Consider the following 18588-nt stretch of genomic DNA (forward strand, 5'->3'; position numbering starts at 1 on the left):
CAGCTTGGTGCAGGAGGGGATCAGCGAATGCCGGCGTTACGCAGTGCAGCCGGGGTGAAGTCGGCGAGCTTGGTGCGCACTCCATACTGTGGCGCAAGCTTCGCCTCGTTGCTCATGGTGGCAACGATATAGCGTCCGGCAAGTAGGTCGTAGAAGCCTTGCGCTGCAGGCGCATTCAGGCCTTTTTCGTAGTTGTTGTAGGTGCAGTTCTCACCCACGCGCCAAAGCTGCCCACGCCCGTCATAGTGATCCACCTCGGCCAGCACCCAGGTGTCTTCGTCAAAGTACATGTCGCGCTTGGCGTAGATGTGCCGCTGGCCGGCTTTCAGTGTTGCTTGCACATGCCAGACCCGGTGCAGCTCGTAGCGGGTCAGGTCCTGGTTGATGTGCCCGGGTTTGATGATGTCGGCGTACTTCACGCTGGGTGACTGCAGTTTGTAGTTGTTGTAGGGGATGTACATCTCCTTCTTGCCCACCAGTTTCCAGTCGTAGCGGTCCGGGGAACCGTTCATCATGTCGGCGTTGTCGGAGGTACGCAGGCCATCGGATGCCAGCCCAGGTGCGTCATAGGCAAGTTGTGGCGCGCGACGAACACGGCGTTGGCCGGCGTTGTAGGTCCAGGCTTTACGCGGTTCGGTGACCTGGTCAATGGTTTCATGTGCCATCGACAAGGTACCGGCAAGGCGTACCGGTGCGTTCACCGCGAAGATGTAGTAATAGAGGATGTTTTTCGCCACCTGCGGGTCTACACCGTCCATGTACTGCGGGAAGCTGTTCTGGTCATGGGTTTCGACCAATGTGTAGGCGCCGTCAACCTGTGGCGAGGCCTGCGCCGACCAGCGCTCGATGTTCTCGCCGCGGTAGCGGGTTACGTAGTTCCAGTACACCTCGACACCCGTCTTGGGAATCGGAAAAGCGTAGTAGCGCGAGCCCGCAAAGTTAGCAAGGCCGGTGCCGTCGTTGACCAGTTGCACATTCAACGCGCTCTTTTTCGCTACGTCATAGATGGCCGCAGGGGCCTGGGCAGTACGGTGGGTTGCATACACCGGGATCTTGTAGGTGGTTGGATAGCGCTTGAACATCGCTAATTGACCAGGGCTGAGTTTGTCCTTGTATTGCTCGGCGTTCGCAGCGGTGATGACGAATTGCGGCTTTTCGTTGGCAAACGGGTCGGCGAGAAAGCCTTTGCTGTCCACGGCGGCCGCCCCGGCCTTGAGGCCGCCATTCCAGGCCGGAATGCTGCCATCGGCGTTGCCTTCTTTCTGCGCACCAAGGGGCGTCAGGGTGGTGCCCAGCTGCGCTGCTTCCTGCTCGCTGACGGCGGCCATGACGCTGCTGGCCAGCAGCGACAGCGCCAGTGCGCCAAAGGTTTTGATCATGTTTGCTTTCATGGATATAGCCTCTGTCGGTTACGACTCAGAAGTTGACGCCGAAGCTGAGCGAGACATAGTCGCGGTCAGTGTTAGTGTTGAATTGGCCGCCAAAGAAGTCCGTGTAGCTCAGGCTTGCGGTGTAGTTGTTCAGGTAGTCGGCATCCAGACCGACACTGACGGCCTTGGCGCCTTCTTCAAAGTTCGGGCCCCAGCCATCCACGTCATGGGACCAGGCAAGGTTTGGCGACAGGTTGATACCGGCGATGACGTTGGGGTAATCGAGCTTGGCGCGCATCCGGTAGCCCCACGAGTCAGAGGTGTAGAAACCGTGGCTGTTGCACTCCTGCTGCGGGTTGGTAGTTGTGGCGCAGACCGAGGCGTTCTGGCTACCGGGGAACATCCCAGGGCCGTACACCGGGCTGCGGCCGAAGCGCACATCGGTACCGTCAGCCTTGCCCAGGCCGTTGATGCGGTTGTAGCCCACCTCGCCAATCAGGGTCAGGCGGCTGGCGCCCCAGATCTGGTCGACGAACTGCGTGGCAGTTACCTGGGCCTGCATCACGGGCATGCGTTTATAGCCAGGCAGGTCGCCGCCCAGTACTTGGGCAGTTTGACCGCTGGTGAAGATCGGCGAGGTTTGGGTGCTGAAGTCGGTATCGGTGGACTGCAGTGCCGCCAGGTTGAGGTCGGCGGTATTGATTTGCAGCGGCATGTTCGGCCGGAAACTCAGTTCGCCGCCTACAGAGGTAGCGCCAACGGTGGTTTGGAAGCTCACGCCATAGAGGCGGATATCCTCTGGGTAATCGACCAGGTAACGCGCCGAACGCACCCTGTCGAACTGGTTCTGCACCGCAGCGATACGTCGCGCCGCGGCGGGCAGGGCAGCCAGTTGCGCAGCAGTGATCGGCGCCGTGGTGGTCTGCTTGAAGCTCAAGAAAGGCGAACGGCTGTGGTAGTTCATGGCGTAGAAGCCGAACTCGGTGTCGTTCAGCTCTGGCACGAACCAGCGCAACGCCACGCCGTATTGGCCGCTGTCGCGCGGATCGTTGTCCTCAAGGCGCGGCATGTACACATCGTCCAGCACTGCCCCGCTGAGAATCTGCGCGGCGGTGGCGGTGTTGTTGGCAACACCGGGCGCCAGGTCCGGGCCGGCAAAAACCAGGCGATCGTTGCAGCCCTGAGGCAGCGGGTCGGAACCGAAGAATGTGCCGCAGTTGTCGACTACCGAGTTGTCCCACTCCAGTTGATAGAACGCTTCGGCGTTGAGGTTTTCGCTCAGCCCCTGGGAGATGTAGAACATGTTCACTGGAACCAGGCCTTCCTTGACCTCGGCACCCGGCCGGCGCAGGGCGGCAACGTCAATCGGGTTGATGCTGTTGATCGAATTGCCGATGAAGGTGCTTTCGCCCCAGCTCACTACCTGCTTGCCCAGGCGCACGTTGCCCGGCAGTTCACCCAGGTTGTAGTTGTGGTAGAGGAACGCATCGAGGAACTCCGCGCCCGACGCCTTGGCCAGGTCATCACGACCACTGTCGTCAATGTCGTAGAACAGGCGGTGTTCGTCCTTCAATTCAAAGTCGTACCAGTATTTGCCGCGGACAAAGACGCCGCTGTCACCGTACTTGAGTTCCAGATCGTGCACGCCTTTGAAGATCTTCGAGAAGGTTTCGCCTTTCTTGAAGTTCTGGCGGTTGTCATCAGCGGTACGCGTGGCCGATTTCGGTCACCGAAAAATGACGTGTCGAGCGCTGAATGAGGCGTACACCCAGACGCTTTTCCAAGCCCGCGACTCGTCGACTGAGTGTTGACTTTGGTATATCGAGTGCCCGGCCGGCTGGCGTGAAACCACCGTGCTCGACAGCTTGAGCAAATAAATAGAGATCGTTGAGGTCCTGCATGTCTATCGTTCTGAAATAGGGGGCGTTGAGCGCACTATCGACAGTTTGAAAGCGGCTTCTGCTTTTCCAGGAAGTACAGGCGGTGTTCCCCGAGCAGCAGCCGATTGACCGTACCGGCCTGAACTCCTGGGACGATGAGCGGGTACGCAACTAGGTCGAGAAGACTGGCAAGACCAAGCTGGTAATTGCCGGGCTGTGGACCGAAGTTTGTTTGAACCTCGCCGTGCAGAGCACCTTGGCTGCTGGATATGACGTTTACATCGTCACCGATGCTTCCGGCGGTGGGAGCGAGGAGGGTCATGAGCGTGGCGTCCAGCACATGGTACAGTCAGGCGCTAAACCCATCACTGCCGCGGTCTATCTGAGCGAATTGCAGCGGGACTGGTCGCGCGAAGAAACTGCAGGCGACGTTGCCAAGCTCTTTGCTGAGCTGGGTGGCGGCTTTGGCCAGGGTCTGCGCTGGGAATGGCAATTGCTCGGTCTTAAGGAGGGTACTCGCTAATAGCTGCATACGTTGCCCTTTGTTACCTTTACGTAAGCGGAACCTTGTGCCACTCTGCCTGACGAGGCTGTCGGCACAAGCAGGTGACGACGGGACAAAGCTCAAGCAAACTGCCAGAAGTCCATGACATCTGGCAGTCCCGGAGTTTCAAATGGCGCGATATATACCAATAACAAACGCTGCTGATCCGCTCCACGAGTCTCGTCAGGCTCGTCTTAAACTGGTTCACGACGGTGAACTGCCGCAGGGCATGCTGCGCGAGGAAATCGATGCGTCCTGGCGGCGCAGCCTCGGCTACGGCTTGAACTGTCTGGAAGGCGAACACCGTGAGATGTCCCAGGCTGCCGATCTTAAGGCGTTGCTGGAAAGCAACCGTCTGCTGATCGACGCTGCCACCCCTGAACTCGAATACCTGGTAGGCCGACAGGGCAAAGGCGGCATCATTATTCTTGGCGATGCCCAGGCCAACGTCCTGGCAATCGATGGCCCCACCGATGTGCTGCGCCAATCCGGCCTGCGCGATCTGCACCCAGGTGCCTGCTGGAGCGAGTCGCTGCGTGGCACCAACGCCATCGGCACCGCAGTGGTGGAAGGACGCCCGACGCTGATCAACTGTGGCGAACACTACCTCGACCGCCTCAGTCCATTTTCCTGTACCTCGGTACCGCTACGCGACCCTCAGGGTGAGGTGATCGGTGTGCTCGACCTGACCCGTGAAGGGGTCATGGCCCAGCCCCAGGACAACCTTTCGACCTTGCTGCTGGCGGCCGGCAATATCGAAAGCCGTATGTTCGGCCAACGCTACCCTGAGCAGTTGGTGCTGACCTTCCACAGCCGTGCGCAATACCTTGGCAGCGCCTGGCATGGCCTGCTGGCCCTGAGCCTGGCGGGCGAGGTACTGGCCGCCAACGACCAGGCCTGTGCGTTGTTGCAGGTGCCGCGCCAGGAGTTGGTCGGGCGCTGCTGCAGTGAACTGATGGGCGAACGTTCGGCGGCATTCATGGCGCGCTTGTGGCAAGGCGGCATCAGCAGCGTGCAGACTGCCAAGGGCGAGTTTTTCTTCCGCACCGTTCACCTGCCGCGCCATTCCAGCCTGAATTCGGTTCCCGTCACCAGCAAGCCTGCGACCCCACAGAAAGGCGCTGAACTCGAAGCGCTGGCCGGTAACGACCTGCGCTTCGCCCGCGCCTTGCGCATGGCCCGCCAAGGCTTGAGCAATGACTTGCCGGTGCTATTACTGGGCGAGACCGGCACCGGCAAGGAAGTGGTTGCGCGGGCCTTGCATCAAGCTGGTCCACGCTCGGGCAAGGCCTTTGTGGCGGTAAACTGCGCGGCCATTCCCGAAGGGCTGATCGAATCGGAATTGTTCGGTTACCGCGAGGGGGCCTTTACCGGCTCTCGGCGCGGCGGCATGGTCGGGCGCTTGATGCAGGCCCACGGCGGCACTTTGTTCCTTGACGAGATTGGCGACATGCCGCTGGCGTTGCAGGCGCGCCTGTTGCGGGTACTCCAGGAGCGCCGGGTGGCGCCGCTCGGTGCGGGCGACGAGCAGGACATCGATGTGGCGATTATTTGCGCCACCCACCGCGACCTCAAGCGCCTGGTGCTCGACAAGCATTTTCGTGAAGACCTCTACTACCGGGTCAACGGAGTCAGCCTGCGACTGCCAGCGCTGCGCGACCGCGATGACCTCAAGGCAGTGATTGCCAGCCTGATGCGCAAATTCGGCGCTGAAAGTGTGCGCCTGGACAAGGACCTGAGCGAACTACTGGAGAACTTCGACTGGCCGGGCAACATCCGTCAATTGGAAATGGTCCTGCGCTCGGCCCTGGCCATGCGTGAGGCCGATGAGCAAGTGCTGGGCCTTGAGCATTTGACCGATTGCCTGCTTGAAGAACTCAACGGCAGCAGCCCGCAGCCGGGCAGCATTCGCGAGAACGAAGTGGAACTGATTCGCGGCGCGCTGGAGCGGCACCAGGGTAATGTGACAGCGGCGGCCGATGCCTTGGGCATCAGTCGCGCGACCCTGTACCGTAAACTCAAGCAATTGCGCAGTTGACGGTCATGCGTGGTCTTTTTCTGCGTTTGGTCGACGCCAACGACCCCGACCTCATGCGCCGTGCCCTGGCCTGGCTGTACAGCTTTGTGCGTCCCCAGTGGCGGGCGATCGCTGTGCTGCTGGGCTTGTCATTGAGTGCTTCGCTGCTGGTGCTGGCCCAGCCATGGCTGGTCAAGACCTTGATCGATGACGGGCTGCTGGCGAAGAACTTCGATACCCTGTGGCACATCGCGCTGATCATGATCGCTGCCGGTCTGCTTGGCACCGTGCTGTCGGGGATCAATCGCTACCTGCACACGCGCCTGTCCGGGCGCATCCTGTTCGCCCTGCGCGACGACCTTTATGGTCACCTGCAGCAACTGTCACCGGGCTTCTATGGACGCAAGCGCCTGGGTGACATTCTGTCGCGGCTCGATGGAGACGTTGCCGAGATTCAGCGTTTTGCCGTGGACTCGATGTTCTCTGCAGTCTCCAGCCTGATCGGCCTGATCGGTGCGGTGAGTCTGATGCTGATGCTGTCGTGGCAGTTATCGTTGCTGCTGGCGCTGCTGATTCCCATCGAAGTGCTGTGGCTGCGCTGGATGCGCCGCAAGGTCGAGCGCGAAGTGCGCAGCCTGCGCGAGCGTTCGGCAGATGTCTCCTCGTTTCTGGTCGAGACTCTGCCTGCCATGAAGTTCATTCAGGCGGCCGGTCAGCAAAAGCGAGAAGCTGTGCGCCTCGGGTACTTGGGCCAGGGTTACATGGGCCAGTTGCTCAAAGTGCAGGTCACCGAGTTTTTCACTCAAGCGGTGCCGGGCACCCTGACATCGCTATGCCGCGCCGCGGCGTTTTTGCTGGGCGGATTTTGGGTGATCCAGGGCACCTGGCAATTGGGTGCGCTGATCGCGTTCTCTACTTACCTGGGTATGGCGGTGGGGCCGGTGCAGAGTCTGCTTGGGCTGTATGTCGCCGTGCAACGCATGGCGGTCAGCCTGATGCGGGTGATGGAACTACAGCAGGAGCCAGTCACCGTACGCCAGCCCGAATCGCCAGTGCCGATGCCCAAGGGGCCCGGCGAGCTGCGCCTGGAGGGTGTGCATTTCGCCCATGAACAACGCCGTGGAGCGATACTGACCGACACCCATATCTGTATTACTGCCGGTTTGAAGGTGGCTATCAGCGGCGCCTCGGGGGTCGGCAAGTCGACCTTGATCGATCTGCTGCAACGCTTCTACGACCCTGATCAGGGGCGGATTCTGCTCGATGGCGAAGACCTGCGTCACCTCGACCTGCTGGCGGTGCGCGAGCGCATTGCCGTGGTCAGCCAGGACATTGTGCTGTTTCGCGGCACGCTGGCGCAGAACCTCTGTTACAGCCGCCCGGACGCCAGCCGTGCCGATCTGGAGCGGGTGGTGCAGTTGACCCACTTGGACAGCCTGGTGCAAAGCTTGCCCATGGGCCTGGACGGTGCACTGGGCGAGCGTGGCCAGCAACTATCTGGAGGGCAGAAGCAGCGTATAGCCATTGCCCGGGCGCTGTTGCAGGAGCCGTCGATACTGGTGCTCGACGAGGCGACCTCGGCCGTCGATGAAGCCACTGAACGTGAGGTGATCAAGGCGATCGACCAGCTGTTTGCCGGACGTACACGCATTCTGATCAGCCATCGCCCGTCGACATTGGCTGATGCCGATGTGCATCTGCACCTGGAAGATGGCCGCTTGCGCCTTATTCAAAACGAGCCGGTGCGCCATGAACACTGAGGTGCGCGTTGGCGTGATCGATACCGGCTTTGCGCCTCGGCAGGCCGAAAACATCACCGCTGCCCGGCGCTTTTGGATACAGCAGGGTGTGCTCTGCGAGGGGGAGACGCAGGCCGATGCGTTGGGCCATGGCAGTCAAGTACTCGACTGTTTGCTGGGGCAGGGAGGCTGTGGCGAAGTGCTGGTGGCGCAAGTGTTTACTGAACAGTGGCTGACCTCGGCCCTGCAGGTCAGTGCGGCCCTGTTCTGGCTGGTCGAGCAGGGCGCGATGTTGATCAACATGAGCCTCGGCCTGCAACAGGATCGCCACGTGCTGCGCGCGGCCTGTGCCGCGGCTGTCGAGGCGGGCGTGCTGCTCTGTGCTTCGAGCCCGGCGCGCGGGGCGCCGGTGTATCCGGCCAGCTATCCGGGGGTCATTCGCGTGACTGGCGACGCGCGCTGCCGCCCTGGACAATGGTCGCGGCTGGACACGACCCAGGCAGACTTTGGTGCACAGGTTGATCCGTCCTCCGGTCGGGCTGGCGCAAGTTTGGCCAGTGCCGCTTTGTGTGGCCAGGTCCGCCGGTTTTTGAGCCTGCAACCGGCTGCCGGCCGTGAGCAGGTGCTAGTCTATCTGCGCGATAACGCGGCATTTGTCGGCCCGGAGCGCCGGAGGAGCGAGCATGACTGAGCCACGTATTGTGGTGCTCGGCGCCGGCCCTGCGGGTGCGGCAACTGCCATGGGTTTACAGCGACTGGGTTACCGGGTGCAGGTCGTCTCCGATTGGCGTCGGTTCGACGCGGTGGAAGGGGTATCGCAGCGCGTGCTGGAAGGGCTGCGCCATGCCGGCTTGGGCAAGGCACTGGAGCAGGCTGCGATGCCTTCAAAGCGCAGGGTGGAGTGGAATGGCCAGCGCCAATGGCTCAATCAGGAATGCCTGCTTGATCGCAGTCGCTTCGATCAAGCGCTGCGCGAAGACTTGCGTCACGCGGGTGTCGAGGTGATCGAAGCACGCGTAGCTGATCTGCGTAGCAGCGTCGACGGCCACCAGGTGCAACTGCACGATGGCAGATTGCTGACAGCCGGGTTTCTGGTTGAGGCACGCGGGCGCCAAGCGCCGTTGGCCGCCAGCCGCCTGCGCGGACCCGAGAGTGTCAGCCTGCTCAATCTCTGGCGTGAGCAACCGGGTGAGCCGCTATCGGCGGTAGAAAGCCTCGCCGACGGTTGGGCCTGGATGGCGCGCCTGGCCGATGGCCGGTGCTATTGGCAGATCAGCCTGGACAGCAGCGCCGGTGCACTGCCGGCCAAGGCGCAACTGGCCGAGTATTGTGCCCAGCGTCGGCGCCAATCGGCGTTGGTCGCCGAAATGTTTGGCGCCGCAGCCACCCAGGCCGCGCAGGTCTATGCGCGCAGCAGCACGGCGATTCTTGCCGGCCAGTGCGCCGCGGACAATTGGCTGCGCGTCGGTGATGCGGCGATGGCCGTGGACCCGCTGTCCGGCAACGGCATTTTCCAGTCGTTGTCGTCGGCGTTGCAGGCGCCTGCGGTGATCAACACGTTACTGCGCCGTCCTCGACACAAGGCGTTGGCCCTGCGCTTTCATCAGGAGCGCATCGAGCAACTGTTCTTGCGTTTCGCCCGTATCGGCAGGGACTTCTATGCCCAGGAGCTGGGCAAGGTCGGCCAAGCATTTTGGGACAAGCGCCAAAGCTGGCCGGATACCCAGCCGCTTCATCTGGCTGCCGACTACCGCCAGTTGCGGGTCGAGCGTCGGCCGGTGGTGAGCGATGGTTTCATCGATGAGGCCGAGGTGGTGGTCAGTGCAGACCAACCCCTGGGCATTTGGCACTTGCAGGGTGTGCCGTTGGCACCAGTGGTCAATGGCCTGCGAGGCGGGCAAGGGGTCGAGCAGTTGCTGGGCTCAAGGTCTGCTGCCGAGCAGGCCATGCTGCGCAACTGGCTGGCTGCGCAGGGTTATCAGGGCTGACACCTCAGAAGAAGGTGCCCACCAACAACTGCAGGTAGGTGCTGGTGTCGCTGCTGCCCAACTGTACGCCGCCGTCTTCGGCACTGCGCTCGGGTTTATAGAGACCCACCAGCGGGCTGATCAGCCAATGGTCATTGACCATCCATTCCAGATACAGGTCCAGTTCGCGGCCGCCGAGGTTGCCACGGTCCTTGTCCAGTGTGGCAAAGTCGTAATACAGCGCGCCCACCGTTAAATTCTCGCGCGGCTTGGCCTTCAAGGCCAGGTGATGGACTTGGGAGTTGGTGTTGAAGGGGCCGGCGTAGTTGGCCGCCACTTCGCCCTGGAACCAGGTGCCATAGCCTCGGCTGGCGCCGTAGAACAGCGGGTCGAATGATTCAGAAAAACGGCTGTAGCGATAGCTGGCCGCCGGTGTCCAGGCGACATCGGAGAAGGTCCATCCCGCTTCCACATACCAGGCGTTTTCGCGTCCGCTGTCTTTGTCTTGGGTGACGTATTCGGCGGCCACGTCCAGGTTCTTGATACCCAGGCTGCTGCGCCCGCGCAGGCTGACAGTGTCCATGCCGTCGCGTTCCTCAAGGCCGAGGATCGATGCGTAGCGCTGGTCGACGTCCATGCCGTGAATCCAGGACAGGCCGAGGGTGCCGGCATCGCTGATATGTTCGATGTTGGCGACGGCAAGTTCAGTATCGGCCTGATAGTGGTTATCGGATTTAAGCCAGATCAGGTCGCCGCGCAGGCCGTCGCTGCCGCCCAGGCGCAGCACAGCGGTGCGGTCGAAAGCTTTGCGCGCGGCCAGGTAATAGGCGCCGCCGCGGTTGAAGTTGGCGCCCAGGTCAACCTTGCCGAGGTTGACCGGATCGCCCTGGATGAGAAAGCCCTCACCGAGGGTCACCACTTGCCGGCCGCCAGAGATGTCCACGCCGTTTTCCCCCAACGCCGGGAACAGGTTGTCGGAACGCCAGCCCAGGTAGGCGTCCTCGACTGCGGTGCGGCGCTCGCTGCCCAGGGTCAGGCCGGCGGCATCACCATCGCCCCAGGTGGCAGAGCTGAGCAAAGAGAATGCGCCGTAGAGGCTGCCGATGTCGGCAGAGGCCTGGCTACCGCTCAGCCCATACTTGGCGTAACCCTCGCGCCAGGCGCTGCTGCCGGGCTGGCGGTTACCGCCGATGGCATAGCTTTCGTCGCTGTGAAACACGCCAAACAGCGCTTCAAGGTCGGCATTCAGAACGCTGCCATCCTTGTTATAAAGCTCGTGGGCCTGGGAGGTTCCGGCCAGCAAGGCCAGGGCGAGAAGGGTGCGGTTGGTGCGAATCATCGGGTGCTCCTTGTTGTTCTTATTGGGGATGGAACGCAAAACGACAGGCCGCTGCCTGGCACAGCAGCCGAGGACACCGCCGTAAGGCAGCCGCTGCTACTGGGCCAGGCGAACGTTTCAGAGCTTGATAAGGACCGATTTGAGCTCGGTGTAGTGCTCGATGGCGGCGGCGCCCATCTCCCGGCCCACGCCGGAGAGTTTGTAGCCGCCGAACGGCAGTGCCGGGTCCAGCGCGCTGTGACAGTTGACCCACACCGAGCCGGACTTGATGCGCGGGATCATCCGGTGCACCGCCGACAGGTCATTGGACCAGATGCTCGCGCCCAGGCCGTACGGGTTGTCGTTGGCCAGGCGTACCGCTTCATCGAGGTCATCGAAAGGCATGGCCACCAGTACTGGGCCGAAGATTTCTTCCTGCACCAGGCGGTGCTGCTGGTCGACATCGACGATCACCGTCGGCTTGACGAAGTAGCCAGGGCCAAAGCTGTCGCCGCCGCAGGCTATGGTGGCACCGAGTTCGCGGCCCAGTTCGATATAGCGACTGACGCGCTCCTGTTGCTTGGCCGAAACCAGCGGGCCCATCTGCACGCTTGGGTCCAGGCCGTTGCCCAGCTTCATGCCATTGGCGATACCAGCGATGTCGGCGATCACATTGTCGAAGTGCTTGCGATGCACATACAGGCGCGAGCCGGCGCAGCACACCTGGCCCTGGTTGAAGAAGATCGCGCTGGCGGCACCGGCGGCGGCTTCTTGCAGGTTGGCATCGGCCATGACGATGGTCGGCGACTTGCCGCCCAGCTCGAGGGTAACGCGGGTCATGTTATCCATCGCCGCTTTGCCGATCTGCTTGCCGACTTCGGTGGAACCGGTGAAGGTGAGTTTATCCACGCCGGGGTGACGAGTGAGGGCCACGCCGGCGTTCAGGCCGGTGCCGGTAATGACGTTGAAGACGCCTGCCGGGTAACCGGCTTCCAGCACCAGGGACGCCAGCTTGAGGGCGGTAAGCGGGGTTTCGTCAGCTGGTTTGAGGACCACCGTGCAGCCGGTGGCCAAGGCCGGGCCGAGCTTCCAGCAGGCCAGCAGCAGCGGGAAGTTCCAGGCAACAATCGCCCCGACCACACCGACCGCTTCGCGGCGGATAAAACCGTGGAACTGGTCATTGGGCATCAACGGCAACGAAGCCTCGACGGTCGAGCCTTCAATCTTGGTTGCCCAGCCGGCCATGTAGCGCAGGAAATCGACCGCCAGTTGTACATCCATGACCTGGGCCACGGCAGCACTTTTGCCGTTGTTCAGGCACTCGAGCTCGGCCAGTTCCTGCGCGTCGCGTTCCATCAGGTCGGCCAGGCGCCAGAGCAGGTTCTGGCGTTCCCGTGGACGCATGCGGCTCCAGGCTGAATCGTCGAAAGCCTGGCGCGCGGCGCGCACGGCCAGATCGACATCCTCGCTGCTGGCGGCGGGAACATTACCTAGAATTTCACCTGTTGCCGGGTTACGAAAGCTCATGGTGTTGCCGCTGGCCGCGTCGCGCCATTGCTCACCGATGAGCATTTTCAGCGGACCGCTGGCGAAGGCGCGGGTCTGCGCGAGGATAGGCAATTCGATAGACATGTGTCGGCTCTCGTTGGGGAGTATTGCCAAGCCCAACGCAACCGTCGTGCCAACGCCGCAATAGCGCTATAAGCTCTTGATAAATATATACTAATTTTTACAGTGCGGGATTTTCGAGAGCTAATGCCTGTAGCAGTTTGAGATGTATCAGGCGGTGGATGAGACAGTGTCGCAAGCTGGCACGGGTGTCGCAGAACGTAACGTTCGCCGTTCCCCCACATCTGTCGTTGATGCTCGCTAAGTAATTGGTTGTTCAACGGTTTACCAGATTGGCACGTAACTTGTGTAGTCGAGCAGACAATAACAAGGAGTGGCCTACGTGAGTGATCTACGACGCAGTGGCTGGGTGCAATGGGTAATCGGCTTGGCGCTGAGCAGCACGCTGCTGTGGTTCCTGCCCCAGATCGGCAACCTGCTCTTGGTGATGATTGCCGGTCTCATTGTGCTGGGGGCTTTGCGACCCTTCCTGCGTCTTGGCTGCTGGCGGTTTGCATTGGCGGCTTTGTATGGCGCCTGCTTGAGCTTGGTCCTGCACCTGCTCGCCGATGATTTTCACCTGCGCTACATCTGGCTCTACAGCAGCGCCGCGTTACCGTCCTATTTGAAAATGTCCAACCTCTGGGGCGGCGATGAGGGCACGGTGCTGTTGCTGGCGACCTTGTGCATGACCATCGGTATACGCAATGCTGCTTTACCCGGCTGGAGCGGACGTAGCAACGCGCTGGTCGCCGCCTGGTACACCCTGGCCGCGGCTTGGCTCGGGCCCTTTACGGCGACTCCGCCCGACTGGCTTGCGGCCCAGCAGAGTCAGGGCATGAACGCCCATCTACAAACCATTTGGATGGCCTTTCACGCGCCGTTGATTCTTGCGGCTTACGCCTGGGCCATCGCCCCAGCCGGCGTTGCACTCGACGCTTTGAAGGGTGCCAGTGACAGCTATGGGCGAGTGGCCTCGAGCTACAGCAGGCGCTCCTGGTTGGTGCTGACTGCCGGCATCGGCATGGGCATGGTCTGGGCGCTAGAGGACTTTACCTTTGGCCAACTCTGGCATTGGGACCCGGTGCAGACGTCCGCGTTTATAGTTTGGGCAATGTTGGGTGCGGTGCTGCATGGCGCCAGACGCTGGCGCCCGACCGCCCACAACCAGCGCCTGTTGCCGATGCTAAGTGTGCTGACGGCCGCGCTGGCGTGCATGGCTTTGTCGGTGACACGCAGTGAAGTGGTGGCCAGCTCTCATCGCTACATCGGCACCACGTCATGGCTGAGCCACCTGGCGTTGGCTGCGGTGCTGATTTGCCTGTTGCTGGTGTATGCCTGGAAAGCCTTCGCGCGTTCCAGCAAAGGCCTGAAGAAGGTCCGCCGTTCGGCCTCGGACTGGGGGCTCGACCTGTCGATCTGGCTGTTTGCCGGGGCAGCATTGATTGCAGCCGCTGCGCTGCTCAATGCGCATATCGGCCAGTGGCTGCAGATGGAAAAAGCGTCTGAGTTGAAACCTTTCTTCGAAACCTTGATGACCTGGGCCAGCGCCGCGGAAATGGCCGATTTGCGCCGTGCATTCGATCACTGGGATGTGGATGGTCACGGGCTTGGCAAGTGGCTGACGCCGGTGATCGCCCTGTTGGGCTTGATCGGCGGCTGGGTTTTTCTGCGCCGCTGCCTGCGTGCGCAGTGGGCAACCCTTATCACCCTGGCGATGGCTTTGTGGGTGGCGCTGACAGCCTGGCGCGGCGGCTGGCTGACGCCACGCTATCGCGGCGAGGGCGTGTTATCGCAAAGCATCGTCGATGTACTGCCCTGGCTCGACGCTGCCTTGCTGTCGGCACTGTTCCTGCTGGCGGCGTGCATCACCTGGGGCGCGGTCGTGCTGTGGCGCAGTCGCAGGCTCGGTACCCTGCGCCATACCGGGCCGCTGGCACTGATTCACGGCGGCGCCGTGATAGCGCTGGTCGGCGGCCTGCTGGCTACCGCCTTGAATACTTACATGCCGATCAATATCGCGCCTGCCAGCGCTGCGCACGCCTGGCATCGGGTCGCGGAGCAGATGCAGGTACGCGTACTGCCGATCAGCAGCGAGTCGAATTTCTCAGGCTACCGCGCGGTGGCTCAGGTCGAGCTGCGCAACGAAGGCCAAACTATTGCCGGTCACGCCTTGTTCCAGGACGGACGCGAGCTGCCGCCCGCGTATCAGGGGCCGGTGCGTCAACTGTGCGAGATCCTCGATTACCGTTATGCGCGTCACGTCGGTGACCCCGGCTATGTATTGCATCCGTTCATCGTGCGCGGCTGGGTCGAAGACCTGCAGGTCTGGGTGCCGGCTTCGCCCCGATTGATGCAGGCTGGGAGCACCGCTTCAGGTGACACAGAGGCCAGCTATGGGGTAGTGGTGGTGCGTCGATATCCGTTTGTTTCGTTGGTCTGGATTGGCCTGCTGGCGATGGTGTTCGGTGTTCTGGCGCTGCCAGGCCACGGCCATTCTTCCCGGCGCAACACCTCGCACGTGTCTCAGAGTTAGACAGGGTTCGCGAAATTAGACACCGGTAACGCAGTGATTCCCCCTGCAGTTCGCTTGTGTTGGAGGTAACTGGCTGTTTTGCATGGCTTTATGCGTTCTGGCATGCGACATGCTTTGTGTGATGTAGCTGTGTGCTAAAACCCTCGAAGGGTGCGGAAAATTTTAACAACAATACCGTGGAGGCCTGACCTTGAAGACGACCCGACTCCGACATTATCTAGGTGCCGGCACCCTGGCCATGATGGCCTGCGCAGTGATGCAGCCTGCTCTGGCAAAAGATGGCCAAGCCATTCTCAATGCCAAGTGCATGGCCTGCCATACCCCCGAAGGCGACGATTCCCTGACCCGCATCAGCCACCAGCGCAAAACACCGGAAGGCTGGTTGATGAGTGTTGCGCGTATGCAGGTCATGTATGGCGTGAAGATCGATGACGAGGATCGCCGCACGGTGGTCAAGTTCCTCGCCGACAAGCAAGGCCTGGCGCCCAGCGAGACTGATGGCGTGCGCTACGCCATGGAGCGGCGCCTGAACACCGTGGAAAAGTTCGACGAACCGCTCAACCAGATGTGCGCGCGCTGTCACTCTGGCGCACGGGTCGCCTTGCAACGCCGTCCACTGCAGGAATGGGAGCGCCTGGTGGACTTCCACCTTGGCCGTTGGCCGTCGCTTGAGTATCAGTCGCTGTCGCGTGATCGCGACTGGTTCGGCTTGGCACATAAGGAAGTCGCACCGTTATTGGCCAAGCACTACCCATTGGAAAACCAGGCCTGGAGCGACTGGCAGAAGAACAAGCCCAAGGCTGACGTGCTGCCGGGGCAATGGAGCTTCAGTGGTCATATGCTGGCCAAGGGTGATGTGCGTGGCGTGATGACGGTGACCCCGGACGCCGTCGATACCTTCAAGGTCGAGGTCAAGGGCCAATACGCCGACGGCACCCCGTTCAATGGCAGCGGTTCGGCCATTCTCTACAACGGCTACGAATGGCGCGGCAACCTGCAGGTCGGCGATGTGCGCATGCGTCAGGTCTTCGCCGCACTCAACGGCGAGATGAAGGGGCGCATGTTCGAGACCGAGCATGATGAGCGCGGCCTGGACTTCAGCGCAGCCAAGAGCGACAGCGCCAAGCTGCTGGCGGTGCAGCCGGCGTTCATCAAGGCAGGTAGCGAAGCTGAACTGACCCTGGTGGGCAGCGGGCTGACCGGCACGCCGGATCTGGGCGCCGGCATCAAGGTGCTTAACGTCCTCGAGACTGCGCCGGGCAAACTGCGCGTGCAGGTCAAGGCGGCTGCCGATGCGGCACCGGGTGTACGCAGCATCGCCGTGGGCGCGCTCAAGGGTGTGGAGTTGGCGGTGTACAAGGACATCGCCGAGGTCAAGGTAGTGCCTGCGTACTCCATTGCCCGGGTAGGTGAAAACGGCGGTTCGACCCCCAAGGTGCAAGGTCGTTTCGAGGCGGAAGCCTGGGGCAAGGGCACGGATGGCGAGCTCTATCGGATCGGCTACCTGCCGGCGAAATGGACGGTCGAACCGTTCAACGAGCAGGCCCGGGAAGATGAGGACGTCAAGTTCGCCGGCACCATGCAGGACGATGGTGTGTTCGTACCGGGGCTGGCCGGGCCGAACCCGCAGCGCAAGATGATGACCAACAACGCCGGCAACCTGAAAGTGATTGCGCAGCTGGAGGAGGGCGGCATGAAAGGCGAAGGCCACCTGATCGTCACCGTACAGCGTTGGAACAATCCACCGTTGCCATAACCGTGTGTGGCTGGGGCGGGTCGATCCCGCCCGATGTGGCAACGACGATTGAGCACTTTTCCGGGAGGTCGCCATGGGCGCTATCTTGAATCTGGTCGAACGCAACCTGCACGAAGTGCGGGTGGATAACGACCGCATGCTGTTCCATATACCAAGCAGTTCGCTGTTTGCCACCGATGACGTTACCGGTGGCATTATCGACGCCCTGCGCCAGCAGGGTTGCAGCTCTGAGGATCTGATCCAACGCCTGGCCGGGCGCTTTGCCGGGCAGGAAGTCGACGAAACCCTGCGCGAGTTGATCGCGCTGGAAGTGGTCAGCAATGGTTCGCCGCTGACACCTGAAATCGGTATCAGCCGGGTCGAACGCACCGCCCTCAACACTGTGGTGCTGAACGTCAATACCGGCTGCAACCTCAGTTGCACCTACTGCTACAAGGAAGACCTGGACAAGCCCTCGGCGGGCAAGAAGATGGGCGCCGACACCGCCGAAGCCTCGGTCGAGATGCTCCTGCGCGAGTCGCCCGACGAGGAGCGCTACAGCGTGGTGTTCTTCGGCGGCGAACCGCTGTCCAACCGTCCGCTGATCGAACACATGGTCGACTACTGCGAGCGTCGCTTCGCCGAGCAGGGCAAGCAGGTGGAGTTCATCATGACCACCAACGCCACCCTGCTCACCGCAGAGATCATCGACTACCTCAATGCCCACCGCTTTGGCCTCTCGGTCAGTATCGACGGGCCAAAGACCGTGCATGACCGCAACCGCATCACCGTCGGCGGGCAGGGCACCTACGATGTGGTCAGGCGCAAGGTCGACCTGTTGCTGTCACGCTATCGCAGCCGTCCGGTTGGCGCGCGGGTGACCCTTACCCGCGGTATCACCGATGTCGAAACCATCTGGAATCACCTGTTCAATGAGCTGGGTTTCGCTGAAGTCGGTTTTGCCCCTGTCACCTCCGGCGACATGTCCAACTTCAACCTCACCGGCGAGGAATTGGTCGAGGTCTTCGCCAACATGAAGGCCCTTGGTCGGCGTTACCTGGAAGCAGCGCTGGAGCACCGTAATATCGGCTTCTCCAACCTGCATCAACTGATCACCGACATTCACGAAGGGCACAAGAAGGCCTTGCCGTGCGGCGCCGGGCTAAAAATGCTGGCTGTGGACCACAAGGGTGAGCTCAACCTCTGCCACCGCTTTACCGGTTCGAGCATGCCGACCTTCGGTAACGTGCATGGCGAATTGAAGCAGACCGAGTTGACCGACTTCCTGTCGCAACGCCTGGACCGCACCAACACCGGCTGCGACACCTGCCACATCCGCAACCTGTGTTCCGGTGGCTGCTACCACGAGAGCTATGCCCGCTACGGCGACCCGACACACCCGACCTACCACTACTGCGAGCTGATGCGTGACTGGGTGGACTTCGGCATTGAAGTCTATAGCCGCATCATGGCCGGCAACCCGGCGTTCATCAGCAGCTACATCACTCCGCGCAAGGCCCACTGACATGAAACATCTAAAGCCGCTCAACAATAAAGCACTGATCCTCGAACAAGCTGCTGGCGAAGATCGTCTCGAAGAAGTTGTGGCCATGAGCAGCGTGGCCGGCTGTACTGCAACCACGGACCCAGGCTGGGAAGTCGATGTGTTCGGTGGCGTGGCGTCGCTGTGCCAGCCAATGGAAGCTGACCTTTATGGCTGCTCCGACCCGTGCTGGTGGCCCGCCCAGGTGCCCGACATGATGAGCACCTACCAGGACTGGAACAAGGATGGGCAGAGCTCCGAGGAAGGTTGGCGCAACCTCAGCACTGTGTTCCCGAACGACAAATGACCTGATGACAAGAATAAAAGGGAT

11 protein-coding genes and 3 pseudogenes are annotated in these 18588 nt (G+C 61.6%); 9 read left to right on the plus strand and 5 right to left on the minus strand.

The features are described 5' to 3' along the window. Nucleotides 1–20: 20 nt before the first annotated feature. The 3 genes and pseudogenes from H8F21_RS06115 to H8F21_RS06125 form a co-directional block, all read right to left on the minus strand. Complete coding sequence (locus H8F21_RS06115; RefSeq protein WP_203480805.1) at nt 21–1391, minus strand: DUF1329 domain-containing protein; 1371 nt, start codon at nt 1389–1391, stop codon at nt 21–23. A 25-nt stretch (nt 1392–1416) separates the two neighbouring features. Beyond that, nucleotides 1417–3093, minus strand: a pseudogene (locus tag H8F21_RS06120) (DUF1302 domain-containing protein); the annotation flags it as partial. Then, nucleotides 3077–3271, minus strand: a pseudogene (locus H8F21_RS06125) (LysR family transcriptional regulator); the annotation flags it as partial. The pseudogenes H8F21_RS06120 and H8F21_RS06125, both read right to left, overlap by 17 nt. A gap of 169 nt (nt 3272–3440) precedes the next feature. On the opposite strand from H8F21_RS06125, the pseudogene H8F21_RS06130 reads away from it, so the two are divergent. The 5 genes and pseudogenes from H8F21_RS06130 to qhpG all read left to right on the plus strand — a co-directional run. After that, nucleotides 3441–3773 (plus strand): annotated as a pseudogene (locus tag H8F21_RS06130) (isochorismatase family protein); the annotation flags it as partial. A gap of 151 nt (nt 3774–3924) precedes the next feature. Then, complete coding sequence (locus tag H8F21_RS06135; RefSeq protein ID WP_203480803.1) at nt 3925–5832, plus strand: sigma-54-dependent Fis family transcriptional regulator; 1908 nt, start codon at nt 3925–3927, stop codon at nt 5830–5832. Nucleotides 5833–5837: 5 nt separating this feature from the next. Continuing rightward, nucleotides 5838–7571 (plus strand): ABC transporter ATP-binding protein, encoded by a 1734-nt coding sequence (locus H8F21_RS06140; protein WP_203480801.1) that lies wholly within the window; start codon nt 5838–5840, stop codon nt 7569–7571. Continuing rightward, the gene (gene qhpE, locus H8F21_RS06145) at nt 7561–8241 is read left to right on the plus strand and encodes a subtilisin-like serine protease QhpE (protein ID WP_203480799.1); all 681 of its coding nucleotides are present in this window, start codon (nt 7561–7563) and stop codon (nt 8239–8241) included. The genes H8F21_RS06140 and qhpE overlap by 11 nt, the downstream gene beginning before the upstream one ends. Further along, on the plus strand, nt 8234–9538 hold the full coding sequence (gene qhpG, locus H8F21_RS06150; RefSeq protein ID WP_203480797.1) for a flavin-dependent monooxygenase QhpG: 1305 nt from the start codon (nt 8234–8236) through the stop codon (nt 9536–9538). The genes qhpE and qhpG overlap by 8 nt, the downstream gene beginning before the upstream one ends. 4 nt (nt 9539–9542) lie before the next feature. On the opposite strand, the gene H8F21_RS06155 is transcribed toward qhpG, so the two are convergent. Together H8F21_RS06155 and H8F21_RS06160 are read right to left on the minus strand one after the other, a co-directional pair. Continuing rightward, the gene (locus H8F21_RS06155) at nt 9543–10856 is read right to left on the minus strand and encodes an alginate export family protein (RefSeq protein WP_203480795.1); all 1314 of its coding nucleotides are present in this window, start codon (nt 10854–10856) and stop codon (nt 9543–9545) included. 117 nt (nt 10857–10973) lie between these two features. Next, nucleotides 10974–12467, minus strand: a complete 1494-nt coding sequence (locus H8F21_RS06160) for an aldehyde dehydrogenase family protein (RefSeq protein WP_203480793.1) — start codon at nt 12465–12467, stop codon at nt 10974–10976. A gap of 319 nt (nt 12468–12786) precedes the next feature. On the opposite strand from H8F21_RS06160, the gene ccsA reads away from it, so the two are divergent. The 4 genes from ccsA (at nt 12787) to qhpC (ending at nt 18564) form a co-directional block, all read left to right on the plus strand. Next, entirely contained in the window at nt 12787–14979 is a 2193-nt protein-coding gene (ccsA, locus tag H8F21_RS06165; protein WP_328824435.1) for a cytochrome c biogenesis protein CcsA, read from the plus strand. Between the two features lie 190 nt (nt 14980–15169). Continuing rightward, nucleotides 15170–16735, plus strand: coding sequence for a quinohemoprotein amine dehydrogenase subunit alpha (gene peaA, locus H8F21_RS06170; RefSeq protein WP_203480791.1), 1566 nt, complete (start codon nt 15170–15172; stop codon nt 16733–16735). 73 nt (nt 16736–16808) lie between these two features. Then, nucleotides 16809–18239 carry a quinohemoprotein amine dehydrogenase maturation protein gene (gene peaB / locus H8F21_RS06175; RefSeq protein WP_203480790.1) on the plus strand — a complete coding sequence of 477 codons (1431 nt, stop codon included), beginning with the start codon at nt 16809–16811 and terminating at the stop codon, nt 18237–18239. A 1-nt stretch (nt 18240) separates the two neighbouring features. Continuing rightward, nucleotides 18241–18564, plus strand: a complete 324-nt coding sequence (qhpC, locus tag H8F21_RS06180; protein WP_203480789.1) for a quinohemoprotein amine dehydrogenase subunit gamma — start codon at nt 18241–18243, stop codon at nt 18562–18564. Nucleotides 18565–18588 lie beyond the last annotated feature (24 nt).

The organism is Pseudomonas arcuscaelestis (assembly GCF_016881005.1).
GTDB classification, from domain to species: Bacteria; Pseudomonadota; Gammaproteobacteria; order Pseudomonadales; family Pseudomonadaceae; genus Aquipseudomonas; species Aquipseudomonas arcuscaelestis.